At 71.2% G+C, this 25800-nt stretch carries 21 protein-coding genes; 11 read left to right on the top strand and 10 right to left on the bottom strand.

Going from position 1 to position 25800, the window contains the following annotated elements; all coding sequences use genetic code 11:
• Positions 1-797 precede the first annotated feature (797 nt).
• Complete coding sequence (locus tag ACFY36_RS03810; protein WP_499744851.1) at positions 798-1805, top strand: LacI family DNA-binding transcriptional regulator; 1008 nt, start codon at positions 798-800, stop codon at positions 1803-1805.
• A gap of 1308 nt (positions 1806-3113) precedes the next feature.
• On the opposite strand, the gene ACFY36_RS03805 is transcribed toward ACFY36_RS03810, so the two are convergent.
• Entirely contained in the window at positions 3114-3662 is a 549-nt protein-coding gene (locus ACFY36_RS03805; protein WP_499744351.1) for a GNAT family N-acetyltransferase, read from the bottom strand.
• Between the two features lie 41 nt (positions 3663-3703).
• Positions 3704-4057 (bottom strand): DUF4267 domain-containing protein, encoded by a 354-nt coding sequence (locus ACFY36_RS03800; protein WP_499744350.1) that lies wholly within the window; start codon positions 4055-4057, stop codon positions 3704-3706.
• Positions 4058-4148: 91 nt separating this feature from the next.
• Here ACFY36_RS03800 and ACFY36_RS03795 point away from each other — a divergent pair, with 91 nt between their 5' ends.
• The 4 genes from ACFY36_RS03795 (at position 4149) to ACFY36_RS03780 (ending at position 10028) form a co-directional block, all read left to right on the top strand.
• A complete protein-coding gene (locus ACFY36_RS03795) occupies positions 4149-4712 on the top strand; it encodes a TetR/AcrR family transcriptional regulator (RefSeq protein ID WP_499744349.1) in 564 nt (187 codons plus the stop codon).
• 95 nt (positions 4713-4807) lie between these two features.
• Positions 4808-5149 (top strand): hypothetical protein, encoded by a 342-nt coding sequence (locus tag ACFY36_RS03790; protein ID WP_499744348.1) that lies wholly within the window; start codon positions 4808-4810, stop codon positions 5147-5149.
• Positions 5146-9516 carry a hypothetical protein gene (locus ACFY36_RS03785; protein WP_499744347.1) on the top strand — a complete coding sequence of 1457 codons (4371 nt, stop codon included), beginning with the start codon at positions 5146-5148 and terminating at the stop codon, positions 9514-9516. Before ACFY36_RS03790 ends, ACFY36_RS03785 begins: the two co-directional genes overlap by 4 nt.
• Positions 9517-9518: 2 nt before the next feature.
• On the top strand, positions 9519-10028 hold the full coding sequence (locus ACFY36_RS03780; RefSeq protein ID WP_499744346.1) for a peptidoglycan-binding domain-containing protein: 510 nt from the start codon (positions 9519-9521) through the stop codon (positions 10026-10028).
• Positions 10029-10068: 40 nt separating this feature from the next.
• Here the strand turns inward: ACFY36_RS03780 and ACFY36_RS03775 are convergent, their stop codons facing one another.
• Together ACFY36_RS03775 and ACFY36_RS03770 are read right to left on the bottom strand one after the other, a co-directional pair.
• A complete protein-coding gene (locus ACFY36_RS03775; RefSeq protein WP_499744345.1) occupies positions 10069-11277 on the bottom strand; it encodes a fatty acid desaturase family protein in 1209 nt (402 codons plus the stop codon).
• A gap of 11 nt (positions 11278-11288) precedes the next feature.
• Positions 11289-12353: a ferredoxin reductase gene (locus ACFY36_RS03770; protein WP_499744344.1), complete on the bottom strand. Its 1065-nt coding sequence runs from the start codon at positions 12351-12353 to the stop codon at positions 11289-11291.
• 105 nt (positions 12354-12458) lie between these two features.
• On the opposite strand from ACFY36_RS03770, the gene ACFY36_RS03765 reads away from it, so the two are divergent.
• The 3 genes from ACFY36_RS03765 to ACFY36_RS03755 are packed head-to-tail and all read left to right on the top strand — an operon-like array spanning position 12459 to position 15229.
• Positions 12459-13607, top strand: coding sequence for a PucR family transcriptional regulator (locus tag ACFY36_RS03765; RefSeq protein ID WP_499744343.1), 1149 nt, complete (start codon positions 12459-12461; stop codon positions 13605-13607).
• A 49-nt stretch (positions 13608-13656) separates the two neighbouring features.
• The gene (locus ACFY36_RS03760) at positions 13657-14502 is read left to right on the top strand and encodes a helix-turn-helix transcriptional regulator (RefSeq protein WP_499744342.1); all 846 of its coding nucleotides are present in this window, start codon (positions 13657-13659) and stop codon (positions 14500-14502) included.
• Between the two features lie 10 nt (positions 14503-14512).
• Positions 14513-15229: a maleylpyruvate isomerase family mycothiol-dependent enzyme gene (locus ACFY36_RS03755; RefSeq protein ID WP_499744341.1), complete on the top strand. Its 717-nt coding sequence runs from the start codon at positions 14513-14515 to the stop codon at positions 15227-15229.
• 229 nt (positions 15230-15458) lie between these two features.
• Here the strand turns inward: ACFY36_RS03755 and ACFY36_RS03750 are convergent, their stop codons facing one another.
• Positions 15459-16121 carry a helix-turn-helix transcriptional regulator gene (locus ACFY36_RS03750; RefSeq protein ID WP_499744340.1) on the bottom strand — a complete coding sequence of 221 codons (663 nt, stop codon included), beginning with the start codon at positions 16119-16121 and terminating at the stop codon, positions 15459-15461.
• Positions 16122-16212: 91 nt separating this feature from the next.
• Between ACFY36_RS03750 and ACFY36_RS03745 the strand changes: the two genes are divergently transcribed.
• Complete coding sequence (locus tag ACFY36_RS03745) at positions 16213-16587, top strand: DoxX family membrane protein (RefSeq protein ID WP_499744339.1); 375 nt, start codon at positions 16213-16215, stop codon at positions 16585-16587.
• A gap of 138 nt (positions 16588-16725) precedes the next feature.
• On the opposite strand, the gene ACFY36_RS03740 is transcribed toward ACFY36_RS03745, so the two are convergent.
• On the bottom strand, positions 16726-17478 hold the full coding sequence (locus tag ACFY36_RS03740) for a hypothetical protein (protein WP_499744338.1): 753 nt from the start codon (positions 17476-17478) through the stop codon (positions 16726-16728).
• A 167-nt stretch (positions 17479-17645) separates the two neighbouring features.
• Between ACFY36_RS03740 and ACFY36_RS03735 the strand changes: the two genes are divergently transcribed.
• Both ACFY36_RS03735 and ACFY36_RS03730 read left to right on the top strand, forming a co-directional pair.
• The gene (locus ACFY36_RS03735) at positions 17646-17981 is read left to right on the top strand and encodes a Pepco domain-containing protein (protein ID WP_499744337.1); all 336 of its coding nucleotides are present in this window, start codon (positions 17646-17648) and stop codon (positions 17979-17981) included.
• 6 nt (positions 17982-17987) lie between these two features.
• On the top strand, positions 17988-23207 hold the full coding sequence (locus tag ACFY36_RS03730; RefSeq protein ID WP_499744336.1) for a wHTH domain-containing protein: 5220 nt from the start codon (positions 17988-17990) through the stop codon (positions 23205-23207).
• On the opposite strand, the gene ACFY36_RS03725 is transcribed toward ACFY36_RS03730, so the two are convergent.
• The 4 genes from ACFY36_RS03725 to ACFY36_RS03710 are packed head-to-tail and all read right to left on the bottom strand — an operon-like array spanning position 23208 to position 25726.
• Positions 23208-23831: a pyridoxine/pyridoxamine 5'-phosphate oxidase gene (locus ACFY36_RS03725; RefSeq protein ID WP_499744335.1), complete on the bottom strand. Its 624-nt coding sequence runs from the start codon at positions 23829-23831 to the stop codon at positions 23208-23210.
• Positions 23828-24586, bottom strand: coding sequence for a class I SAM-dependent methyltransferase (locus ACFY36_RS03720; RefSeq protein ID WP_499744334.1), 759 nt, complete (start codon positions 24584-24586; stop codon positions 23828-23830). The genes ACFY36_RS03725 and ACFY36_RS03720 overlap by 4 nt, the downstream gene beginning before the upstream one ends.
• A gap of 35 nt (positions 24587-24621) precedes the next feature.
• On the bottom strand, positions 24622-25494 hold the full coding sequence (locus tag ACFY36_RS03715) for a MerR family transcriptional regulator (RefSeq protein WP_499744333.1): 873 nt from the start codon (positions 25492-25494) through the stop codon (positions 24622-24624).
• 34 nt (positions 25495-25528) lie between these two features.
• Complete coding sequence (locus tag ACFY36_RS03710; protein WP_499744332.1) at positions 25529-25726, bottom strand: hypothetical protein; 198 nt, start codon at positions 25724-25726, stop codon at positions 25529-25531.
• Positions 25727-25800: the final 74 nt, after the last annotated feature.

Raw genomic sequence — 25800 nt, 5'->3', positions numbered from 1 at the left:
CGCGCCGCACGCCTCCACCTCACACCGCCCGCCTCCGCTGCGCACCGCCCCTGCACACCGCCCACCCTCCGCTGCGGACCGCCCCCTCGCTGCGCACCGCCCGCACCTCCGCGCCAATTCCGGCGCGGCCCTCCCCCTCAGCCTCACGTCAGGGCTTCAGCGTGCCGCCGCACACCTCCTCCGAGCTCACTCCCGGTCACGCGCCGCCGCCCCTGGATATGTCGGTTAAATCCGGCACCAGCAGCGGGCTCCCGTTCACCGCGGCCTCGGCGTCCCGAAAGGTTCGGCGGGTAACGCTTGCCCTCGGCCTTTCCGCGCAAATTTCACGTCGTTGCTTCAGCGGCCGTCCGCTTGGCCTCGTGGCTGCAGTCCTCCCGCCCGGACATGGTGTCGAGGCCTCGGCCCTTCGGCGGCACCCTCCGGACTCCGTGTCACGGCTTCGGCACCACCGGGGCATCGCGGCGCGGCGCGGGCCCACCCGGGACATCGCCTCGCGCCGCCCGCCCCACCCGGGACGTCGCCTCGCAGTGCCCGCCCCACCCGGGACATCGCCGCGCGCCGCCCGCCCACCCGGGACATCGCCTCGCGCCGCCCGCCCCACCCGGGACATCACGTCGCAGCGCCCGCCCCACCCCGGCATCGCGGCGTGGCTTCCGCCCCTCGGTGGGTTCGTCTGGGTGTGTGCTGCGTTTCCCTGGCGCGTCTTCTCGCGGGGCCCGGCCCTGGACGGGACTATTGTTCCCGCAGAGACGAGATGCGGGGTGCTGGTGAGTGTGAAGCGCGGGCGGCCTCCGGGCATGATGGATGTCGCCCGGCTGGCCGGGGTGTCGCATCAGACCGTGTCGCGCGTGCTGCACGAACACCCGAACGTCAGCGAACCGACCCGCCTCAAGGTGCGGGCCGCCATCGCCGAGCTCGGCTACCGGCCCGACCGGACGGCCCGCGCCCTGGTCACCGGCACCTCCGGTGTGATCGGTGTCGTCGCGCCGAACACCGCCCTCTACGGGCCCGCCTCCATGCTGAACGCTTTCGAGCAGGCCGCCCAGGACAGCGGCTTCGCCGTGAACGTCGGCAACGTCCGCACCCTTGATGAACGCTCCATCGCCCGCGCCGTCGAACGGCACCTTGACCAGCGTGTCGCCGGCCTCGTCGTCATCGCCCCGGTGACCAGCGCCGAGTCGGCCTTGGCGGCCCTGCCCGCCGATGTCCCACTCGTCACCGTCGACGGCGATCCCCACCGGCCCAGCACGCGGGTGACCGTCGATCAGGTGGCCGGCGGCCGCGCCGCCACCGAGCATCTGCTGGCCGCGGGCCATTCCGCGGTCTGGCACATCTCCGGTCCGCAGGACTGGTTCGACGCCAACGGCCGGGTGCGCGGCTGGGAGGAGGCCCTGCGTGACGCCGGCGTGGAACCGCCCCCTCTGCTGATCGGTGACTGGAGCGCCGAGTCCGGATATCGCAACGGCAAGCTCCTGGCCCGCCTGCCCGAGGTGACCGCCGTCTTCACCGGCAACGACCACATGGCGCTGGGCCTGCTGCGCGCCCTCAACGAGCAGGGCCGCCGCGTCCCCGCCGAGATCAGCATCGTCGGCTTCGACGACGTTCCGCAGGCGGCCTTCTACACTCCCCCGCTGACCACCGTCCGCCCCGATTTCGAGGCTGTGGCCCGGGCCGGCGTCGACATGCTCCTGGCCCAGATCGAGTCGGGCAGCCCACCGGCGACGGGCCGCCGCGTCATCGCCCCCAGCTTGGTCCCGCGCGCCAGCGTCGCCCCTCCTCCGGCCGCTCAGCGCTTCAGTTCGTAGGTCGTTCGGACGGGGACTCACCTCTTCGAACAGGGGCCTGGCATCCGCGGTGCGAAACGCCGGACGCGCCGACAGAGTTGAGTGTCCAGCTGCCATCACCGCGGATGCCCGGTCAAGGCGCAGTCCGCTGCTGCCCGGCCGGCGCCGATCGAACCGGCCCGCCCTGACATCGGCGACAAGCATGATCCCGCATGAGAATGCCTGTCCCACTGCCCGTTAAATGTGTTCGCCCGCCCACCCTTTGTTATTTCCGGTTGGCATGTTTTTTCCTTTGCAGTCGATCTTCGGGGTGCGGGATAATGGTTCATGGCGCAGCTGGGGTTCTTTTCAAGGTCGGTCATTTCTGCGATACGGATTGGAGTGTGGTGCCGAGTCATTCGCCGGAGATGCTCGCGTTTTGGCGTGATCATGCGAACCGGCGGCGGTGGGGTTTAAAGCGACGTTATGCCGGTTGCATGGTTGTTCGCGGTTATGCGGGGAGTTGGGTTTGCATGATCCGACCGAGCGGATACCGCCGTTGGTCTGGGATGACGAGGTCACCTGTGTGCGGCCGCCGCGTCCGGGTAGGCCCGTCGCCCAGGCGGAAGTCGCCGGCCGCCCGGAGAGCATGCCGCAGGCTGCATCCGCCTGCCGCGCGGACAAGCCAGTTGAGGCCGAGGTAGTAGTACGGCCCGAGCCCACAGCAGACGCCGAGGCTTACGCGGTAGCCCAGTCGGAGCCGGCAGTCCAGGCCAAGGCAACACCGCGGACAAAGCAGACGGTTCACACCGCGGCGACAGCCCAACCCAAGCCGACAGCCCAACCCAAGCCGACAGCCCAACCCAAGCCGACAGCCCAGCCCGGGACGACAGCGCGGACAAAGCAGACGGCTCACACCACGGCGATAGCGCAGCCCAAGCCGGCAGTCCCCGCTGAGGCGGCGGCGCGGACCGAGTCGATGGTTCCGGCTGAGGCGGTAGTGGGCGCCGAGACGGCGGCATCCGGCTCGGCGAGCGGCGTCGGCGAAGATCACCGCGCGGGCTGGAACCATCAGGCTAGGCGATCATCGTGCCCCGCCGTGGATCTCGACCGCGGGCGGCGGTCGCGCCGTTCAGGATCCCGCGCCGGTGGCGTCACAGAATCGTCGGCGATGACATTGTTGGCGGCAGCGGATTCGCGGCGGGGTGGTTCTGCCGCCGTCCGAAGCGAGCCGACGGCGCTTTATGAACGGGTCGCGGAAAAATCAAAGGCATGGGTAGTGACGACAATACGCCGGCAATGGAGGCCGGGTCGAGCGACACGAACAGAAAGCGCACAACCCCGGAAACCTTACGAACTGGAGCGCTTACCCCACATCTCGCGGGTCATCTCGTATTCGACCTCGCCCAGCTCCGATCCAGGCAGGGGGTCGTCCCATGTCGGGAAGAACGTGCGCACGTACCGCATGCCGACCTTTTCCATGACGCCCCGGGAGCCCGCGTTCACGGCCATCGTCTGCGCGATCACCCGGCTCTGCCCGGTGTCGAAGGCGTACCCGAGGAGGGCACGGGACGCCTCGGCGGCGAAGCCCTGCCGCCAGAAGCGCCGGGCCAGGCGATAGCCGAGTTCGCAATCCGATGTTCCGTGGACCGGCGGAAGCATCATGAGCCCGACCAACGCGTCGTCGGTCTTCCGGAACGCCATCCAGTAGCCCAGGCCGTCTCTGGTCAGGGCCATCCTCTCCGCGTGGCTGGCCACGACCTCGTCGCGGGTCCGGGCCCTGCCCCACAGGAAACGCAGCACCTCGGGGTCGGCGTCGAGCTCGACCTCGAGGTCGAGATGCCGGTCGTCCAGCGGAACCATCAGGAGACGCTCGGTGTGAAGAACGGGCTGAGCCACCCGCCGACGATCACACGGCGGGCGCCGGCCGCGCGACGAATTTACGCGGCGAACAGCAGCGCCGCGCTGATCAGCACCACCACCGCCGTGGCGAAGTGGACGCCGAAGGCGGTCGCCCGGCTGCCGCCGTTGCGCAGCACGATCACGGTGTCGCCGAACGGGGCGATCGCCACCACGAGCATGAACCACGCCGCCGCCTCGGCGCCGGCGAAGGCCAGCAGACACAGACCGAGGACGCCGTACGTCAGATCACGCACGCCCTTGACACTCAGGTAGGCCCCGCGCGGGGACGGCACGCCGTATCCGGCCGCCGCGGCCTCCGGCTGGAGCAGGAAACGCACGCCGATGAAGACGATGAACAGGTCGAGGGCGATGGCCAGGCCGTACGCGAGCATGCTTCCTCCACGATGGAACTAGCGGTGCTAGAACTTCTTTCGACGCTAGCAGAGCGGCGACAGAAGTTCTAGCGGTGCTAGCATGAGCGGCATGACGTCCCAGACACGCCGGCAGCGGGAGCGGGCCGAGCGCGAGCAGCTGATCGTCACGGCCGCCCGCGAACTGGCCGAGGCCGAGGGCTGGGAGGTCGTCACCACCCGGCGCCTGGCCGCGCGGGTGGAATACAGCCAGCCCGTCCTCTACAGCCACTTCGCCGGCAAGGAGGCCATCATGGCCGCGGTCGCCGTCGAGGGCTTCACCGAGATGGCGGCGCAGCTGCGTGCGGCCCGCGAACGATCCGAGGACCCGTTGGCCGGCGTCTCCGCGGCGTACATCGACTTCGCCGAGCAGCGACCGGCCCTCTACGACGCCATGTTCAACCGCTCGAGCACCCTGCCGTTCGCCACCCCCGAGGCTCCCGAGGCCCTGCACGCGTGCTTCGATCAAATTCTCGCGGTCGTACGCCCGATCGCCGCCGGCGCCGACGAGGGCCTTCTCGCCGAGGTGCTCTGGAGCGCCCTGCACGGCCTGGTCACCCTGACCCGCGGCGGCCGCCTGCCGCGCGAGTTCCACGACCGCAGACTGGCCCTCCTCCTGGGCCGCCTGTCGGCGTAGGGCCTGTTTTGACAGGGGGGTCGGAGCGAGGTGAGGTCCAGGCGCCGCAGCCCGTCTCCCCTGTCAAAACAGGCCCTGGGGTCCATGATGGTCGGATGGGTCGCGCAGCGAAGGTCATCGTCGCCGTCGTTCTCGTCGTGGGCGGCTTGACCGGCATCGTCGTCGTCCTGGCGGGTGAGGGACTCGACCGGGCCGAGAAGTGGACGTCCCTGATCGGCATGTTCGTCTCCGTGGCCATCGGCCTGGCCGGTCTTCTGGTGGCCTGGCGGCAGACCGGCGGGGCCCGCGTCAGCCGTACGGGAAACGCCACCGCGACCGGCCCCGGCAGCGTTGCCGTCAGCGGCTCGGCCGGCGCGGGGCCGGCGACCGCCGTCGACCGCACGGGTGACGCGATCGCCCGGGACGGCGGGCGCGCCGTCTCCGGAGAGGACCGGTGACCGCCGTACGCCGGACCGGCAACGCCGAGGCCCACGACGGCGGCATCGCCGTCACCGGTTACGTCGGGACGCTCAACTACACCGCGGTGGCCAAGCCTCGCTCGCACTATCTGGAGCGGGTCCGCCAGATCGCGCCCGAGCGGCTGCTGGGCCGTGAGGCCGAGCGCGCGGCGCTGGCCGCCTTCTGCACGGCCGGCGACCCGGGCCCGGCCTATCTCCAGTGGCGGGCTCCGGCCTGGGCCGGCAAGTCGGCGCTGATGTCCTGGCTCGTGCTGGAGCCGCCGGCCGGCGCCCGCGTGGTGTCGTTCTTCGTCACCGCGCGCTGGGCCGGGCAGAACGACCGGGTCGCCTTCGCCGAGGTGCTGATCGAGCAGCTGGCCGAGCTTCTCGACGAGCCGCTGCCGCCGCTGCTGAGCGAGTCCACCCGCGAGTCGCACCTGCTCGGCATGCTGGGCCGGGCCGCCGAGATGTGCCGTACTCGGGGTGAGCGCCTGATCCTCGTGGTGGACGGCCTCGACGAGGACCGGGGTGTCACGGCCGGCGACGACGCGCACAGCATCGCCGCGCTCCTGCCCGCGCGCCCGCCGGCCGGCATGCGGATCGTCGTCTCCGGCCGCCCTCATCCGCCGGTTCCCGCCGACGTGCCCGAGGACCATCCACTTCAAGACCCTTCCGTCGTACGGGTCCTGACCGCGTCCCCGCACGCGGTTGTGCTCCGGCACGACGCCCAGCGCGAACTCAAACGCCTCCTCAACGGCTCCGGCACCGAGCGTGACCTTCTCGGCCTGCTCGCCGCGGCCGGCGGTGGCCTGTCCGCCCGCGACCTGGCCGAGCTCACCGGCTCCACCACCTACGACGTCGACGACCTGCTGACCGCCGTCTCGGCCCGCACCTTCGCCGCCGCCACCGCCCGCTGGCGCCGCGGGACGACCGTCTACGTGCTGGGCCACGAGGAACTCCAGCAGCAGGCCGTGGCCCGCCTGGGCGACGGCCTGCTGGCCGCCTACCGCGAGCGCCTGCACGCCTGGGCCGACGGCTACCGCGACCGGGGCTGGCCCGAGCACACCCCCGAATATCTGCTGCGCGGCTACTTCGCCCTGGTCCAGGCGACCGGCGACACGTCACGCATGGTGTCCCTGGCCTCCGACACCGGCCGTCACGACCGCATGCTCGACATCACCGGCGGCGACGCCGAGGCGGTCCTGGAGGTGGCCGCCGCCGTCCACACCGTCACCACTCAGGACAGCGTCGGCGCGCCCGACCTTGCCCGTCTTCTCGTGCTGTCCCACCACCGGAGCCGCCTGGAGGACCGGAACAGCCGCATGCCCACCGAATTGCCGGCCCTGTGGACGACCCTCGGCCAGCCGGTCCGCGGGGAGGCGCTCGCCCTCGGCATCCCCGGCCCGGAGGACCGGGTGCGCGCGCTCGCCGCCCTGGTGGACGTGGTGGCCGGCCGGCCGGATCGGTCGCAGGCGCGGGCCCTGACCGACGTCGTCGTACAGACCTCGCCGTCAGTGCGAGACGGCGAGCGGCGGGTGGTGTTGAGCGCGATGACACTGTCCCTCGTCCGGGCCGGCCTCCTGGACGAGGCCGAGGCCACCGCCCGGGCCGTGGCCGGCGAGGACACCGGACCCCTGGCCACCGTCGTCTCCGCGCTGGTGGAAGCGGGCGAGGTGGCCCGGGCCGGGGAGCTGGCCCACGCCGCCGGGGAACCGTGGTCGCTCGTCGGCCTGGTGAGGTCGCTCGGCGAGGCCGGCGACCTGATCGAGGCCGGGCGCGTCACCGAGACCATCGCCGACCCCGAGTCGCGACTGCACGCCTGGGCGGTCCTGGTGGAGGCGCTCGGGGCCGCCGGTGACCGCACCGGCGTGCGTGCCCTCGCCGACCGTGCCGAGCACATCGCCCGGACGGGACTCGAAGGGCGACGGCGGAGTTCCGCGCTGGAGACCCTGGCGGTCGCCCTGTGCCGGGCCGGCGATCCGGCCCGGGCGGCGGAGGTGGCCGGCGCCGTCGCCGAGCCGGACTCCGGCAGCGTGCGGGCCCGGATGGCCGAGGTCCTGTGCGAGGCCGGCGAGCTGTCCTGGGCGCAGCGGGTCATCGACGACCTGCCGAGCGGGAACGTCCAGCTCACGGCCCGGATGGCGCTGTCACGGGCCTACCGCGAACGCGACGATCTTCCCCGCGCGCTGGCGGCGCTTCAGGACGCCGGCGACCACCCGAGCGAGCACACGATCCCCGCGCTGGCCGTGTGCTGGATGCGGGCCGGGGACTTCCGCCGGGCCATGCGCATCGCCCTCGCGGCCGCCGAGCCCGCCGAGGCTCTCTTCCGCCTGGCGCGGGTGGCGTTGTCCACCGGCGACCACCCCCGCGCCCGCGCGCTGGCCACACGGGCGGAGCACCTCGCCGGATCCGGCGACGAGCGGGCCTTCACGCTGGTGAGGCTGGCCCGGGTCCAGCTCGACGCGGGCGACGCTCCGGCCGCACGCGCGCTGGCCGCCCGTGCCGCCGAGGCGATCCCCGAGGTGACCGGCGACGAGGAATGGGGAGGGACAGCCGCCGAGTCGATCAGGGTTTGCGCCGACGCGGGCGATTTCGACCTTGCCGTACGGCTCGTCGACGGCTTCACGCGCGGACGCCTCAAGTGGGAGGCGAGGAGGGCCCTGATCGAGAAGCTGGTCCAGGCCGGTGACATCGCGCGGATCGAGCGGCTGGCCCAGGCCGCCACCGATCGGTACGACCGGGCGCGCATCCGCGCGGAGCTGGTGACGGCCGTGGTGAAGGCGGGCGACCTGAGCCGGGCGCGCGAGGTGGCGGCCGACATCGGTGATCCGTTCCTCCGGGCACAGTCCCTGACCGAGGTGGGCCGGGCGTTCGTGACGGCCGGCCACCCGTCCGAGGCTCAGCTCCTGGCCGTCCAGGCGGAGCAGGCCGCCCGCGCGATCACCAGCCCGGAGACCTTGGGACCCGAACTGGTCATTCTCTCGGACGCGCTGATCGAGGCCGGCGAATCACCACGGGCCGTTCTCGAGGCGGCCCTGCGCGTGGCTCAGGAGATCGACGACCACGACCTGCGAACCGAGGTGATGACGTCCGTCGTGACGGCGCTGGGCCGGGGCGGCCACTCGGCGCGCGCCCAGGAGGTCGCCGCCGCCCTGGGCGCCACGGCTCTGCTGGCGCTGGCCGAAACCCTCGTGGCGGCGGGCGACCTGCCGGCCGCCGAACAGGTCGCCCGCGCCATCGTCCCGGCTTCCGAGCGGGCCCGGGCGCTCAGCGCGGTGGCCGCCGCCGCGCCCACCCGGGCCCGTGAGCTGGCCAGGGAGGCGGCTGACCGCGCTCTCGAGGTCACCGGAGCCAAGGCCCGCGCCGCCACCCTCGTTCGCTGCGCGGAGACTCTGCTCGCGGTGGGCGACCAGGCCCGCGTACGGGCGCTCGGGGAAGCTCTGGTGGCGGCGGCGAGCGCGATCACCTCGCAATACCGCCAGGCGGTGACCCTGATGAGGGTGGCGCGAATCCTCGTCGAGGCAGGTGATCTGTCCCGGGCCGAGTCGGCGACCCGGCTCATCGCCGACCGCAACGCCCATCCCGCCGCCCAGTTGCACCTGGCCCGGGCGGCCGCCGAGGCCGGTCACCTCGCCGAGGCGGAACGGATGGCTCGTGCCGTCGCCGATCCGGGCTTCCGGGCCGAGGCGCTGGGCGCGCTGGCGACCGCGATGGCCGCGGCCGGCCGGCTTCCGGTGCTGCCCGACAGCGCACCCGTCCTGATCGCCGCGGCCCGGGCCGCCGCCACGGCCGGCGACCGCGCCGAAGTGCTCGTGCTGGCCCAGCGGGCCGCCCCCGACGCCGGGGCCGAGGAACAGGTCGAGATCGTCGAGATCCTGGCCGGGGCCGGTCATCCGGACGCGGCCGTCGCCGTGGCCGAGCAGGGAATCCGGGAGGCCGCCACCATCAGCAGCGCAGCGTTCCGGGCGCGGCAGCTGTGCTCCTTCATCCCGGCCCTGTCCCGCCTCGGCCAGGCCCATCTCGTGCACGAGGCGGCCGGCCACATCCCCGCGGCCGAAGCTCGCCTTCAGGTGCTCATCGCGCTGATCGAGCACGGCGAGCTCTCCCCCACCCGCCGCGCCGAGGTGGCCCGTCTGGCCCGGGCCTCCGGCGACCCGGCCGCGCTGCTCGCGCTCGCCGCCGCCGTGGGGCCGCCCGGCGCCGGGCCGCTGCTGGCCACCGCCCTGGCCATGACCCCGTGGCGAATCGCGCTTCCCGAAGTGGCGAGCCTCTATCCGGCCGCGGTGACGCCGCTGGCCGGCGCCGTGCTGTGCCGGCCCGATGTCGGGAGCGCGACCGAGAGCACAGTGGATCGCCGGGCGGAGTGACGATGAGGTGCCGGGCGGCCCGGGTGCGGCCGCCGGCCCTGGGGATGATCGCGATGGCGTTGCAGCCGTGGCCGCTCGTGCGGCAGGGGGACAAGGCTCACCCCGTACCCAGCCTTCAATATCACCTGCGGGCCCGTGGGCACACGGTGACCGTGGACGGGGACTTCGGGCCCAGGACCGACGCCGCCGTGCGGGCCTTCCAGCAGTCCAAGGGCCTGTCCGTGGACGGCATCGCCGGGCCGCTGACCTGGAAGGCGCTGGTGACCACCGTGCGGTCCGGCGATCAGGGCGACGCGGTGAAGTCCGTGCAGGAGGAGTTCCAATATCGCAACCTGTCCGAGGACCCGGACAACGCGCCCCTCGTCGACGGCGTCTTCGGGCCGATCACCGAGGCGGCCGTCCGCGACTGGCAGCAGTTCCTGCACGACCACGACGAGCCCGCCATGGCGGTCGACGGCATCGCCGGCCCCATGACGTTCCAGTCGCTGATCAGCGGGATGTACGCGGGCTGACGGACCCGGCCGTGGCGGCCGGGCCCGAGCTCAGGCAGGGTCAGGAGGCAGCGGTTTCGGCGGCCACCACGGCCGGGACCACGGTGGGGACCTCGGCCCGGCGCCAGCGGGTGGCGACCGCGGGAGCCTTCTTCTCGACGGGGCGGCGGACGGCCGCCTCGCCGCGGTTCGGCAGCGACAAGCGGAAGACCTTGTACCAGGCCGACGCCACCTGCTTGGGGAGCGGCCCGGCGGTGTACGTGAGGCCGTACCTCTGGAAGAGGTCCTGGATCTTCGGGGCGATCTCCTTGTAGCGGTTGCTCGGCATGTCCGGGAACAGGTGGTGCTCGATCTGGTGGGACAGATTGCCGGTCATCAGGTGCATGGCCTTGCTGCCGCTGATGTTGGCCGAGCCGAGCATCTGGCGCAGGTACCACTCGCCGCGGGTCTCGCCCTCGATCGACGTCTTCTCGAAGGTCTCGACACCGTTCGGGAAGTGGCCGCACATGATGACCGAGTGGCTCCACAGGTTGCGGATCAGGTTGGCCGTGGCGTTGGCGGCGATCGTGTGCAGGAACGACGGCCCGGACAGGGCCGGGTGGACCACGTAGTCCTTCAGAACCTGCTTGCCGATCTTCTTGCGGACCGCCTTCAGCGCGGCGCGGAACTTCGGGTCCTGCCGGCGTTCCTTGGTGGCCATGTTCTTGCCGAGCTCGAGGTCGTACGCCGCGATGCCGTACTCGAAGAAGCAGGCGTTGATGAAGTTGTAGAGCGGCTGGCCCAGGTGCGCCGGGTGCCACTTCTGGTCCTCGTCGACGCGCATGATGCCGTAGCCGAGGTCGTTGTCGCGGCCGACCACGTTCGTGTATGTGTGGTGCAGCTCGTTGTGCGAGTGCTTCCACTGCTCAGCCGGGGAGGCGTGGTCCCATTCCCACTTCGTCGAGTGGATCTTCGGGTCGCGCATCCAGTCCCACTGGCCGTGCAGGATGTTGTGGCCGATCTCCATGTTCTCGAGGATCTTGGCGATCGACAGGCCGGCCGTGCCGACCAGCCAGGCCGGCGGGAAGAGCGAGAAGAGCAGGACCCCGCGACTGCCGATCTCCAGCCCGCGCTGCCAGGCGATCACCCGTCGGATGTACGCGGCGTCGCGCTCGCCCCGGCTCCCCATGACCTCGTCACGGATGGCGTCGAGCTCGACGCCGATCTGCTCGATGTCCTCGGGGCTCAGGTGGGCGATCGGGTTGGATTCCTTGCGCTGGATCGTGGTCATGCGTTCCTCTTCTAAATCTCGATGGTGCAGGGGCCGGCGGCGGCCGAGATGCAGGTCTGTACGGGGATGCTGTCGCCTGGCTCGGCGACGGTGAGCTGCCCGTCGCGCAGGTCGCGCACGGCGCCCTCACGCAGCGGGACGACGCAGCTGAAGCAGATGCCCATCCGGCAGCCGGACGGCATGAGCACGCCGGCCGCCTCGCCCGAGTCGAGCAGCGGCTCGGAGCCGTCGGTCTCGACGACCGTGCCCGATTGACTGAAGGTGACCGTGCCGCCGCCGTCCCCGCTGACCAGGGTGGGCCGGAAACGCTCGGTGCGCAGCAGATCGGCGGCATCGGCGTCGGCCCAGTGGGTCTCCAGGTCGTCGAGCATCTCGTTCGGCCCGCAGGCCCAGGCCCGGCGCTCGAAGAGATCGGGCACCAGCTCGTCCAGGTCGGCCGGCTTGAGGCGGCCGTCGGCGCGGGTGTGCCGCTCGATCAGGCGGATCCGGCCGTCGGCGGCCATGGCGCGCAGCTCGGCGCCGAAGACCACGGCCTCGCTGGTGCCGGCCGAGTGCACGACGACGACGTCGGAGAGCTCGTTCAGGGCGCTGCGCAGCATGCCCATGACCGGGGTGATGCCGCTGCCGGCGGTGACGAACAGGGCCTTGGCCGGCCGGGGCGCGCACAGCTGGAACTCGCCGGTCGGCGGGTCGAGGTGCAGGATCAAACCCCGTTTGGCATGCCGTACGAGGTGGTTGCTGACCACACCCTCAGGGACGGCGTTGACCGTGATGGTGATCCGCCCGTCCGTCCGCCGGGGCGAACTGGTGATCGAGTAGGAGCGCCACAGGCGTACACCGTCGACGTCGACGCCGACCCGGACGTACTGACCCGGCTCGTGCCGCACCCAGCCGCGGCCCGGCCGCAGGAGCAGGGTGACGCTGTTCGCCGTCTCGGGGCGCACCGCGTCGACCTTCGCCCGGAGCACGTTGGCGTTCCGCAGCGGAGCGATCACGTCGAGATAGTCGGCCGGCACCACCGGCGTGGTGATCAGCTCGACCACCCGCCAGGCGCCGCTGCGTATGTTCCGTGTCACAGCCACATAACAAGCTTCCTGCGTTCAGGAGGTAGATTCCTGACCAACGGAAGTGAACTCGACCGTGTTTTTTGTTCGGGGGAGACAAGACGGAGCGATTAAACGATGAGTGACGCTCTCCCAGACGTCAGAGCTTTCCGGTTGTCGCCGGAAGTCGCGGCCCCGCTGAAGAAGCGGCTGCCGCACGTCGCCACGCAGACCATCGATGCCATCATCTCCGAGGTTCCGGCCTACGCCGTGCCTTTCGCGGGTGATCTCGGACCCAAGATCGAGCGGGCCGTACGGGCCGCGCTCGGCACCTTCCTCGAGCTGGTCTCCCGCGCCGACGGCCCCGAACCGCAGTCCCCGCTCGGCCCGGCGCTCGAGGCGGCGTACGCGCTGGGAAGGGGTGAAGCCCGTAATGGCCGCAGCCTGGACGCGCTGCTGGGCGCCTATCGGGTGGGCGCTCGGGTGTCGTGGCACGAGCTGGCCAAGATCAGCGTGAGCAGCGGGCAGCCGGCCGCGACCATCGCGCACTTCGCCGAGCTGGTCTTCGCCTACATCGACGAGCTGTCGGCGGCCAGCGTGGCCGGGCACGCCGACCAGCTCGCCTCCTCGGGCCGGGCCCGCATCCGCGACCTCGAACAGCTGGCCCAGGCCCTGCTGGCCGGCGAGCCCGAGCACGTGATCGTCGCGGCCGCCGAGCGGGCCGACTGGTCGCCGCCGCGCACGCTGACCGCCGTGCTGGTGCCCGAACACGCCGCCCGCATGGTCATCGACCTGCTCGACCGGAGAACCCTCCAGCTCAGCGAGGTGCTGCTGGTCCCGGACGTGGACGGCACCTCACGCGCCGCCGTGCTCGGCCTGCTGCGGGGCCAGAGCGCGGTGGTCGGGCCGGCCCGGCCCTGGCTTCAGGCCAAGGCGTCGTACGACCGGGCGCGGCGCACATCGGAGCTGGCCGGCCCGGCCGCCACGAAAACGGTGGTCGACACCGAGGACCACCTGGCCGAACTGGTGCTCACGGCCGATCCGCAGGCGCTGGCCGACCTGCGGGCCCGGGTCCTGGCGCCGCTCTCCCCCGACGCCGACCCCAAGCTGGTCGAGACGCTCCGCAGCTGGCTGCGTCACCAGGGCCGGCGCGAGGACGTGGCCGCCGAGCTGTTCATCCATCCCCAGACGGTCCGCTACCGCATGACCAGACTGCGCGAGTTGTACGGCGACAAGCTGCGCGACCCCGAGTGGACATCGGCCCTGACGATCGCCCTTTTCAGGTAGGACTACCAGGGCCACCACAACATGCGACGGGCCGGGCAGACTCGATGACATGGACACGTGGGAGTTCGGGCAGGCCGTACGCCGGTGGCGTGACCGGCTGGTCCCGGCCGAGGTGGGCGTGCCGGCCGGTGGCCGCCGCCGGGCCGCCGGGCTGCGCCGCGAGGAGCTGGCCGCCCTGACCGGCATCTCGGTCGACTATCTGACCCGCCTCGAACAGGGACGCTCGACCTCACCGTCGGCCCAGGTCGTCGAGGCCCTGGCCCGCGCACTGCGGCTCTCCGGCACCGAACGTGAGCTGCTGTTCCGCCTGGCCGCCCTGACCCCGCCCGGGCGCGACGTCGTGCCCACCCGCATAGCGCCGAGCGTGCAGCGCATGCTCGACCGGCTGGCGCACACCCCGGTCGTCGTGCAGGACGCGGCGTTCAACCTGGTCATGGCCAACCGGCCGTACGACGCCCTGATGGGCGACACCACCACCTGGCGCGGCCTGCGGCGCAACGGCGTCTGGCGCAACTTCGCCGGACCGCCCGGCCGCGCGGTGCACACCCCCGAGGAGCTGGCCCACTTCCGGGCCCTGCTCGCGGCCGACCTGCGCCTGACCGCGGCCCGCTACCCGGCCGACCACGACCTGAAGCGCCTGATCGCCGAACTGACCGCGCACAGCCCCGAATTCGCCGAGCTGTGGACCTCCGCCGAGCCGGTCGAGATCACCGAGTTCTCCCGCCGCAAGATCGTCGACCACCCCGACGTGGGCCGCCTGACCCTGGATTGCGACACCCTGACGGTGGCCGGCGACGACCTGCGCATCACGGTCTACACGGCCGAGCCCGGCACCGACGACGCGGCCCGGCTGGAGCTGGCCATCACGCTGGGAACGCAATCGCTGGTCCCCTAAGGTGAGGGGCGTGCCCGACGTCATCGACGATCTGGAAGCAGAGCAGGACCGGCTGGAGTACGTCCTGGGCGGTCTCACACCGGCCGACTGGCTCTCGCCGTCGGCGGCCACCGGCTGGACGGTCACCGACGTCGTCCTGCATCTGGCCCAGACCGAGGAGGCGGTGTCGGGTGTTCCCGACTGGCGCCGGTACGGGGCCACGGTGGACGAGGCGATGGACGCCATGGTCCGCGCCGAACGGTCCGAGCCCACCAAGGTCTTCGAGCGCTGGCGGGCGGCCCGCCGCGAGTCGGTGCGAACGCTCCGCGCGGCCGACCCGAAACAGCCGATCCCCTGGGTGGCGGCCGCGCTGAAGCCGCGCACGCTGGCAACGACCAGGCTGGCCGAGCATTGGGCGCACGCGCTCGACATCGCGACCCCGCTGGCGATCGACTATCCCGACACGGACCGCCTGAGGCACATCGCCTGGCTGGGTCACAGCACCCTGCCGTACGCGTTCCGCCTGGCCGGCCTGCCACCGGCCGAGGTCCGATGCGAGCTGACCGCCCCTGACGGCACCACATGGCAGTTCGGCCCACCGGGCGCCGAGTCGGTCGTCACGGGTCCGGCCGGCGCGTTCTGCCGCGTCGGCGCCCGCCGCCTCACCCCGGCGGATTCAGGCCTGCGAACACAGGGCCCACACGCCGACACGGCCGTGCGCCTGCTACGCAACTACGCCGACGTCTGACGTCCCGCCCGCCGGCCTCCGCTTTCTTTCGCGCCCCGCTCCTCTTTCCGTGCCCCCGCTTTGCCGTCCGCGCCCCGCCCCACCTTCGCCCAGCGCTCCACCTACCGCGGCCGGCCCCGCTCTCCGCGCAGCGCTCCGCCTTTCCCCCGCCCCACTCTTCGCACGGCGCTCCGCCCACCGCGGCCCGGCCCGTCCATCCGCGCCCCCGGCTCTTCTTCACGCGCTCTGGTCAGGCCGGGAGAAGGCGGACGCAGCAATGGCCCGGCCGCGGAGCCAAGATGGGGTGGAGAGTGGAATCGCCGGTGCCGTCGGTGACGCCCCGGAGCAGGTCGAGGTTCACGCCGCAGACCAGGTCGGTGTACTGCCGGGCCAAGCGGTGGAACGGGCAGTTGTGCAGGTCGACGGCGCCGGAAGGGTCGCGGCGGGGCTCGTAGCCGACCGACTCCAAGGCCGACTCCACGTCGGTGGCGTGGGCGCCGGTGTCGCGGCCGTAGTCGTACGCCTTGCGGTGCAGCACCTCCTGGACGGCGGTGCCGGTGGTGATCGACTCGGAGACGGCGGCGGCCAGCAGTTCGCCGACCACGTCGTAGTGGCGTTCCGGCACCGAGACGGTCACCTCGTCGCCGGCGCGGCGGTACAGCTTGGCCGGGCGGCCGGCTCCGGGGCCTCCGCGGCCCGGTGGGCGGCGGAACTCGAACTCCAGCAGGCCCTGCTCGGCCAGGCGGTCCAGGTGCAGGGCGGCGACGCGGCGGCTTATGCCGAGCGCCTCGGCCGTCGCGTCCCGGCCCATCGGCTCGCCGGAACGCGCGATCAGGTCGAAGACGGCCCGGCGGACCGGGTCGTCGAGGGCGGCGACGGCGGCCAGGCGGTCGGGCAGCGAGCGGGAGGCCATATCCCGAGTGTAAAACACGTGTGCCTTGACTTTAGACGGGTGCGCTTTCTAACGTACGGGAAAGAGGGTTTTAGAAGAAGGGAGAACACCCATGGTCACCGACGTCCGCACCCGCAGCACCGGCCAGGCCTTCCTGCTGCTGCGCACGGTCTTCACGGTCGCGCCGATCCTGTTCGGACTGGACAAGTTCTTCAACCTGCTGACCGACTGGCCCGGCTATCTGGCCCCGTGGGCCGACGACATCCTGCCCGGCACCGCGCAGCAGTTCATGTACGTGGTCGGCGCCGTCGAGATCGTGGCCGGCCTGCTCGTCGCCCTCCGTCCGCGGATCGGCTCGCTGGTGGTCGCCGCCTGGCTGGCCGGCATCATCGTCAACCTGCTGATCCTGGGCTCGTACTACGACGTGGCCCTGCGCGATTTCGGCCTGCTGGCCGGCGCGCTCGCCCTCAATCGCCTGTCCCCGTGAACGTTCAACACGACATCGAGGCAGCCTGGCGGAGCCGTACTCCCCTTGACGGCTCCGCCAGGCCTTCTCTCACTCGATGTCCACGGCGCCGAACTCTCGTCGGGACGTGTGAACGCTAACACACCATGGTGATCGATACTAGGCTTGCCGATCGGGCATGCCCGCGTTCGCGCGGATCAGGGCTTTGACGTTCTCGTACGCCTGGTCGAGGTCACTGTCCGGCCTGAACTCGATCTTCTCCACGTTGAAGTTCCGCAGCAGGGCCGTGAGATCGGGGAACTCCTTCGGATCGCGCAGCAACCGCGCGACGCCCATCGGCTCGAACAGTGCGGACATGTCCTTCCGCCGCTTGTCGAGCCGGCCGTCGAGGATCTTCTCGTCGAGCCGTCCCTGGCGAGTGATACGCAGGTGCTGCCGCTCGTACTCCTTGATCGCCGGCTTGAGACAGTCCCGCATCCGGTGGATCTGCAGCCGCAGTTCGCTCGTGTAGTCGTACGCCTCGGGCAAAGCCATGACCCGCCGGAGCATCGCCCGGACGTCACGGCACTTCTCGACCAGCTCGCCGTAGCTCTGCGCGTCCGGGTCCGAGATCAGCCGCATCGTCGCCGCCTCAAGGGCGTCCTGCCCGACGACCAGATCCTGCAAGGTCGCCGTCCACGCCTCCCGCTGGGCCCGCGTGACCTCGGCCTGCCGGAGAACGGCCGTGACGAAGCCGGCCCCCGCGAACACGGTTCCCACTTGAAGAAGCCACTTGCCGACCTCGAACGAGACCCCGCCCGCCGGCGCCCCGGCAAGAACGATGACGCCGGCCACCCAGACCGCGACCGCCAGAAGAAGAAGCCCGCCCGCGATGCGCGTCAGACCGGGAGACCGCCAGTTGCCACTTCTCATATCGACGAGCCTGCCATCACATGGCCACCGAGGACCCGGACGAGGCCGTACGTCCGTCGCCTTTCGGGTCCTCCGATCGGGCCGTACCGGCGCCGGCCATTGAGTGGCGATCGGGCGGTGCGTTCTACTGGGACCCCATTTCGGCTCCGTGATGACAAGGCGGTTCCATGAAGGACGATCTCGCGGGCGACGGCGCCACGCTGAATTTCCTGGTCGCCGCCGACGAAGAGACGGGCAGCGGAACCAAGGGCATCTTCAGCCGGGGCGACCGCGATGTCGTGCTGCGGGACATCAGCGTGGAAACGGTTCAGCGCAACCTCGCGTCGACGATCGGCAAGCTGCGGGAGGCCTTCTCCGGCCTGCGCGACGCCGGAGGCGACCTGCCGCTCAAGAGCGTCGAGGTGTCGTTCGAGATCAGTGCCACGGGCACGATCACGATCCTGGGTACGGGGGTCGAGACGAGCGGAACGGGCGGCATCACGCTGACGTTCGAGCGCGGATAGCCGGCCGTGCCCCGGCAACCACGGCGCGCCCTGCTCATCGGTGTGGCCGAGTACGACGACACCTCGATCGACTCGCTGCCCTTCATCGCCGACGACCTGGACGATCTGGACAAGGCGCTGACCTCGATCGGCTACCAGGTCGACCGGCACCCACCGCAGCACGGCGACCGGGACCGGATCGACACGGCGATCGAACAGTTCTGCCGCCGGGCCGAGCCAGGCCAGCAACTGCTGATCTTCCTGAGCGGCCACGGCATCCACCGCGACGGCAACGACTACCTCTTGCCGTCGAGCGCGGACACGACGAGCCGGAAGTTCACTGAGCGTTGCCTGGAGATCGAGTTCAACGGGCACATCGAGGACAGCCGGTGCGGCGACGTGCTGGTGGTGGTCGACGCCTGCCGTGAGGGCGTACGGCTCCGCGAGAAGAGCGGCTACAGCTACGTGCACCGCTGGAGCCAGCAGCAGCGGGCGCGGTCCGCCGACCGTACGATCGCCTATCTCTATGCCTGTTCCAGCGGCGAGCTCGCGCATTGGAAGGACACCCCCGACGGGACGTTCAGCCTGTTCACGCGGGCTTTCAGCCGAGCGCTGACGGACCCTTCGGTGGCGGGAACGCTGAGCGCGGTCCGCGAGGCGACCCGGGTACGTCTGGAGACCATGAGCGCCGAACTCGGCGTACCACTGCAGAAGCCGCACCTGGACGGCGACGGTGACCAATGCGCCCGCCTGGTGCTCGTGGACCGGCCCGGGCACGTGGCGGCGTCCCGGGGCGCGCCGGGCTGGGCCGACCGCGCCAAGAGTCACGCCGTCTGGGATCTGGTCCGTTCGGTGCCCGACAATCCGGCGCTCCCCGAGTCGGCCGCCGCGATGCGCGACGCCACGGCCGACTGCGCCGAGACCTGGTCGCGGGAGTACCGGCAGCTGCAGGCATCGCTCGGCGACGACCCGTGGTGGGACGAGGAGCTCGCCATCCGGATGCAGGATCGGCTGTCCTGGATCGTCAAGCACGTGCTCAACCCCGGAAAGCTGGCCGAGGGCGACAAGCCGCCGCTGAGTCCGGCCGAGGCCGCGCTGCTGGTCCTGCTGCCGTTCGCGCAGCAACTGCACCGCGCGTCGGCGGCCGTCGCATCCCGCTCGGTGCTGGACACGCCCGATCCGGCGAAAGATCAAGATGCGGAGTTCGCGCGGTACGTCGAGGGGCGGCGCCGCATCCTGCGGAGGTTGCGCCGTCTCGACGCGAGCGGCGACCACGCGCACGCCAGTGCCGTCCGATGGGCGGCCTATCACCGGTGGCTCGCCCAGCGACCGCAGCTGTACCGGACCGAGGCGGTCGCGGGCGTCCTGCTGAGCCCGCTCGATCCGCCGGACAGCGCGGCCGCGCTCCTGCTGCGTGAAGTGATCTCCGCCGACCGGCTGTCCCGCCTGCTGCGGGCGCTGCGCAGCGATCCCGAGGACGCGGCCTCCGGCGACCAGGCGACCGACATCCCGGCCGGCGCTCAGACGGTGGCCGGCGGCTCGCCGGACGAGCAGACCGTACGGAACCGGCTCCTCGCGCTGATCCTGCTGGTGGCCGAGGAGTTCACGATCGACGTGACGTCCCTGCCGAGCATCGTGACCGACCACATCGGCCTGCACGACGGCGTGGAACCGGGCGAGGTGCTGCGAGCGGTTCAGCGGGCCCGATGGTCGGCCCGCGGCCGCACGAGGGTGCTGGAGGCGGACTGCCCACACCAGTCGGTGCAGCTGGCGCTGGCCGAGCACACGAACGGCATCGCCGAGGTGCTGCGCCGCATCGACACGGCGGCCGAGTCCGACCGCACGTTGGAGGCCTTGCGAGACCTGCCCACACACGTGGCGGCGGACGGCCTGCGCCCCCTGCCGGGACCGGACGGCCTGCCGCGTTACGACATGGTGGGTTTCCGCTTCCGCCTGGACGACGACCGGGTCCAGGAACTGCTGATGGGCGAGCAGTTGTACGGCGATCCGGCGCTGGCCATCCGTGAGCTGTACCAGAACGCGCTGGACGCCTGCCGCTACCGCCGGGCCAGAACCCTGCACCTGCGGAAGCAGGGACGATGGACGGCCGAGTGGGAGGGCCGGATCACCCTCACCCAGGGCGTGGACGAGGACGGCCGGATGTGGCTGGAGTGCCAGGACAACGGCATCGGCATGTCCGAGCGGGAGCTGAGCAGCGTCTTCTCGAACGCCGGCGCGAGGTTCGCCGACCTGCCCGAGTTCCTGGAGGAACAGGCCACCTGGGCCAAGGAGGAAATCGACTTCTACCCGAACAGCCGGTTCGGCATCGGCGTCCTGAGCTACTTCATGCTGGGCGACGAGATCGAGGTGTCGACGGCCCGGTTCTCCCGTGACGGAACCATCGCGTCCCGTTTGCAGGTCGAGATCGACGGGCCGGGCTCGTTGTGCCGGATCCGCACGGCCGGCGAGGGCGCGGAGTCGGGCACGACCATCCGCGTCTACCTGCGACCGGACGTCTCGGTGTCCTGCACGGCACTGTTGTCCAACCTTCTCTGGGTCGCCGAGTTCCCGGTGACGGCCTCGGACGGCGCGACCAGCTTCGACTGGCAGCCGGGAGTGCTGTCCCCGCACGCGCTGGTCCGCGGCGGCAGCCCGGCCGACGATGACGACTTCGTCAACGACTCAAATAAAATCGTGGATCGGGTTCTGCCCTCCACCGCCCCGCACGTCTGGTGGTGCTCCGGTCGCGGCGGAATCCTCGCTGACGGGCTGTGGGCCGGCGAGGCCTCCTTCGGGTACGTCGTCAACCTCGTGGGCCCGATGGTTCCGAGGCTGACGGTGGACCGCCGCCGCATCCTGTCGATGAACCGTGACCACATCAGGGGATTGCTCCGCTCCGCGCTACCCGACTTGTTCGCCGAGGAGGGTCGGCTGCTCAGACTGAGCTGGATCAGAAGAGTGGCGGCAGAGGATCTCGTCATGGCCGACGAGATGGCCGACCTGATGATCGACAGCGGTTCGACTCTCGTCGCCGCGGAAGGCAGCGTCACCGTCGAGACAGCTCGGGTCGGTGTCTTTCCGCCCGATGACTCGATTTTTCATTTAGATGAGGAGGAAATGTCCTATTTGACATCTTTCGAACGAAACTTCACTCAAGGCGCCTACCTTTCGCTGGCCGCGTGGCGGCTCTACCGATACCTGCGAGCCGAATGCGTTCCCGGCGTACGGCTCACCGTGCAGCCACCTGCCACACCGCTGGCACGGCCATCGGACGCATTCCTACTGTCGATCGAGGTAGATGGGAAAGCCCCCTGGTTAGTCCTGTCCGAGCCGGTGCCTGTCGAGCACGTCATGAGGGCGGGCGCGGCGATGGGCTGGTCGCCCCATCGGACCGCGGAACGTCTGATCGACCTGGGCCTGGAGGTCACCGAGTTTCCCTGGCCGGCTGTTCCGGTGAGCGGTGACGACGTCCGACTCCTGTCGAGAGATCTCGACGGCAAAGCGCCTTGGCTCGACCCCTCCGAACCGGTCTCCGCCGCCCACGTGGTCGTGGCCACCGTTGTCCTCCGGTGGTCTCCCGCCCACGTGGTGCAGCGATTGACCGACCTCGGCCTGCCGGTGGCCGGACAGGCGGAAACACTCCGGCCGGCCGACCTGGAAAGCGACCGCACACTTCTGTCTCTCCGTGCGGATCGCCAGGAGCCCTGGCTGGCTCGCTCGCAGGAGGTGACGGGCGAGAACGTGCTGGCCGCCGCCGTGGCACTGAACTGGTCGCCCCGGCGCGTCGCCGACCGGCTCGCCGTTCTCGGCCTCTCGGTCGCCGGCGCCGATTGGCCGGACGACCTCATCAGCGACGAGGACCACCGGCTGATCACTCGTGACTTTGACGGCCAGACTCCTTGGCTGCCGCACTCTCAGCAGGTCTCCACCGAGCACGTGCTGTTGGCCGCCGCGAGGCTGAGGTGGTCGCCGAGGGACACCGCGAAGCGGCTGGCCGTGCTCGGCCTGCCGATCGCCGGCACCGACTGGCCGGACGACGTCATCAGCGACGAAGACCGCGCCCTGCTGTACGCCGACCCGGAAGACGAGAACTCGTGGCTCTCGCCGGCTTGGCCGGTTCCGGCTGGTCATGTGCTCGCCGTCGCCTCCAGGCTCGGGGTGTCCCCGAGGACGGTGGCCGGCCGGATCGATGAACTCGGCTTCTTGACGGACGATGCCGCGTGGAAGGACGTGACCGTCACGACCGACGATCGGGTGCTCGTTTCTCAGGATCTTGACGGCATCGCACCCTGGCTCGACGCGTCGCTGCCCGTTTCGGACTCGCACATCCTGACCGCCGCCTCGAAGCTCGGACGGACCTGGAAGTGGACAGCCGAACGCCTGGCGGCGCTGGGCCTGCCGGTGGACCACTTCCCCTGGCCGGACGTCGATCTCTCCGAGGACGACGTCCGGCTTCTGTCCCGGGTCACGGACGCCACGAGACCTTCGCTCATTCCGCAGCCGGCGCCCAGGGCGTACGTGGCTGTGGCCGCCGCGGCGCTGGGTTGGCCGGCGTCACGGGTGACGGAACGACTCGGGGAGCTGGGCCTGAGCGTCGCCGCGGACGCCCGCCCGGACATCCCGCTGACTGACGACGATCACCGTCTGCTGTCGGTGAACGTGGATGGCCGGGCGCCCTGGCTGGAACCAACCCACGAGGTGACCGCCCACCAGTTGTTCACGGCCACCGCCGTGATGCGCTGGCCCACCCGGGCGGTGGCAGCTCGGTTGACCGAGTTGGGCATGTCGGTGCCCGACCGTATCTGGCCGGACACCCCCATCAGCGGCGACGACCAGGAGCTGCTCTCTCGTGACCTGGACCGGCAGAAGCCTTGGCTCGACCCCGACAAGCCGGTTCCGATCCGGCACGTGTTCGAGGCCGCCGAGACCCTACGGCGTCCGCTTCTCCGGGTGGCGGAGCGGCTGATCGAGCTTGGTTTCCAGGTCCCGGAAAGCAGCTGGCCGGACATCGAGGTGACCGAGGAGGATCTCGGATTCGTCAGGCACTCTGCCGCCAAGACCCCGCGGTTCACCATTCGGGAGCCGCAAATCGACCCCGGCGTCCTGACACCGGGCGTCAACGACAACTCCTGGTCGATCGGGCAGGCTGTCCTGCGCGTGCGACAGCTGGGGTTCGAACTTCCCGCCGAGATCGAGGTCCTTCCGGACGAGCTGCCGAACCCCAAGCGTTTCCGGCAGCGGCTCTAGTCAGGGCCAGAGCAACCCGCGGGACCAGCCTGAAGGTGTCCGGGTGTAGCGGAGGCGGGTGTGTTTGCGCTCCTCGTCGGCCTGCCAGAACTCGACCTGGTCAGGGGCCAGCGTGTAGAGCGTCCACTGCGGCTCCACGTAACCGTCGATCCGCTGCCGGGCCTCTCGCAGGGCGGCGTCGAGGGTGGCTCGATCGGCCAATGGCTGGCTCTGGCGGCCCAGCGAGGCCTCGGCCCGCGAGCCCGGTGGCCGGGCCAGGAAATCGGCCGCGCTCTCCTCCGGTGGGCACGGGTGTACGGGGCCGCGCACCCGGATCTGGCGGCCCAGCGGCGACCAGTAGAACGTGAGCGCGGCGCGCGGGTCCCGGGCCAGCTCCTGGCCCTTGGGGCTGGCCGCGTGCGCGGCGAACTGCCAGCCGTGCTCGTCGACGTTCTTGAGGATCAGGATCCGGGCGTTGGCGCCGGCCGTCGACAGGGTCATGGCGTGCGGCTCGCGGACGCCGGCCTCGACCGCTGCCCTGAGCCACTCCGTGAACAACTCCGATGGCGAGCAAGGCGCCGATGACGGGTCGAAAGTCGGCAACTCCCCCGCGAAGACGGGCAGCGCCCGCAGGTAGTCCCTCATGAGCCCACGATGAGACGCAGGGAACCTTCGAACTGCGGCTGGGTGCGCCAATGGCCGTACGTCTCGTCCCACGCTCCCGAATCGAGGTCGGCTCGCAGGCGTTCGACCGCTCGGTCCGTCACCGCCGGGTCGACGAAGCCCCAAGCGGACTGGGCGGCTCGCACCTTCGGGTCGAGGAAGGCCGACGGTCGGGCGTAGAAGGCCTCGGTGAACCCGTCGGTGCAGTCGATCGGCACGGGCACCTCGCGCACCTCCGAGCGAGGGCCGATGGCCTGGGCGATGACGTCGACGGCGGGATAGCGGCGGCGTTCGGCGGCGATGAGCTCCGGCACGTACGACGCCAGCCAGAACCGGTCCAGGGCATCGCCGTCGAAGGTCAGCACCAGCACCGGGCCGCGGGCCACACGGCGCAGCTCGGCCAGGCCGCGCGCGGTGTCCGCCCACTGGTGGACTGTGACGGTGGCCATCACCGCGTCGAACGAATCGTCGTCGAACGGCAGGTGCTCGGCCACCGCGTCCACCGCGGGCACGTTGGGACCGCGCTGAGCGCGCATCCGGGCCGACGGCTCGACCGCGACCACGTACCGGTCGGTGGGCTCGTAGGAGCCGGCGCCCGCGCCGACGTTCAGTACCGTCCGGGCGTCGCCCATGGCCGCGTGGAGGGTCGCGGCGATCCTGCGGTCGGGGCGCCGCTGGGCCGCGTACCCCCGGCCGTGGGTCTCGTAATCGACGTCGCCGCTCATGGTTCTCGTCATGCGGCGAACGCTAAACCCGCACCCCGGGGTCCGGGTCAAGCGCGATTGAGCCAGCGCATGACCTCGAGCGCGTGTGAGGCCGGATCGGGAATCGGGTGGAAGACGTGCTCCACCCGATCGCCGGTGACGACCAGGGTCAGCCGCTCGTAGAGGGTCAGATCGCCGGCGGCGAGGGTGGGCAGGCCGAGAGCGGCGGCCAGACCGAGGCGCGGGTCCGGGATCAGGGGGTACGGGAGACGGAGCCGATGCACGAGCTCACGCTGGTAGCCCGTGGATTGCGCGGAGAGGCCGTAGACCCGCGCGGCGCCGGCGGCCAGGATCTCGGCGTGGTGGTCGCGCAGCCAGATGGCCTGGTCGGTGCTGCCCCGGGCGCCGTGGATCTCGAGCAGGCCGCGCGGGAGGTCGACGCCGGGGCGGCCGGTCAGCGGGTAGACGAAGATCACGCTGCGGCCGGGGCCGAGGGCGCGCAGATCGACCAGGCGGCCGTCGGTGGCGTAGAAGGTCAGCTCGGGCAGCTGTTTACCGGCGAGGTCGGTCCCGGTGTGGGGCGGCGCGGCCGTCACGACCAGGCGGGCCGCCTCGTCGATGCGGGCGTCGAGGGCCTCCCGCTGGGCGGTCAGCTCGCCGATGCGCTTCTGAAGGCTTGTCACCGTGCTGCGGAAGGTCGCGACGGCCGCCGCGCAGACGTCGTCGCCGTTCGCGATGGACTCGATGAACGGCCTGGTCTCCTCGACGGACAGGCCCAGCGCCATGAGCTCGCGGATCTGGGCGACCTGGCGCACCGCCACCGGCTCGTACTCCCGGTAGCCGTTGCTCAGCCGCCGCGGCACGACCAGCCCGGCCGCCTCGTAGTAGCGCAGGGCCCGCACGGTCGTCCCGGTGCGGCGCGCCAGCTCTCCGACCCTCACGCGGAGACCTTAAACCCGCACCCTGGGGTACGGGTCAACGCTGTTCCGGCCGGCGACGGCGCAGACGGGGCCAGCGTTTTCCGAGCACAAGATAGGCGGCGTACGCCGCCGCGGCCACGGCGACCGGCACACCGGCCCAGCCCTCGTGGATGACCAGCGGCGGCCCGGCCGACACGAGCGCCACCGCGAGGGCCAGCCGGTGCGAGCTGAGCCGCCGGGGACCTTGTGGCACGCGATCCCCCTACCGTCACAACCGTCCTGATCTGTGAAGTATCCCAGCCGCCCCGATCAGCTCCGACGACGGGA

Origin of the sequence: Actinoplanes sp. NPDC000266, assembly GCF_042899005.1 — a bacterium.
Classification (GTDB): Bacteria; Actinomycetota; Actinomycetes; order Mycobacteriales; family Micromonosporaceae; genus Actinoplanes.
Note: the sequence above shows the minus strand (reverse complement) of the source record. Positions and strands in the feature narration are given on the sequence as shown.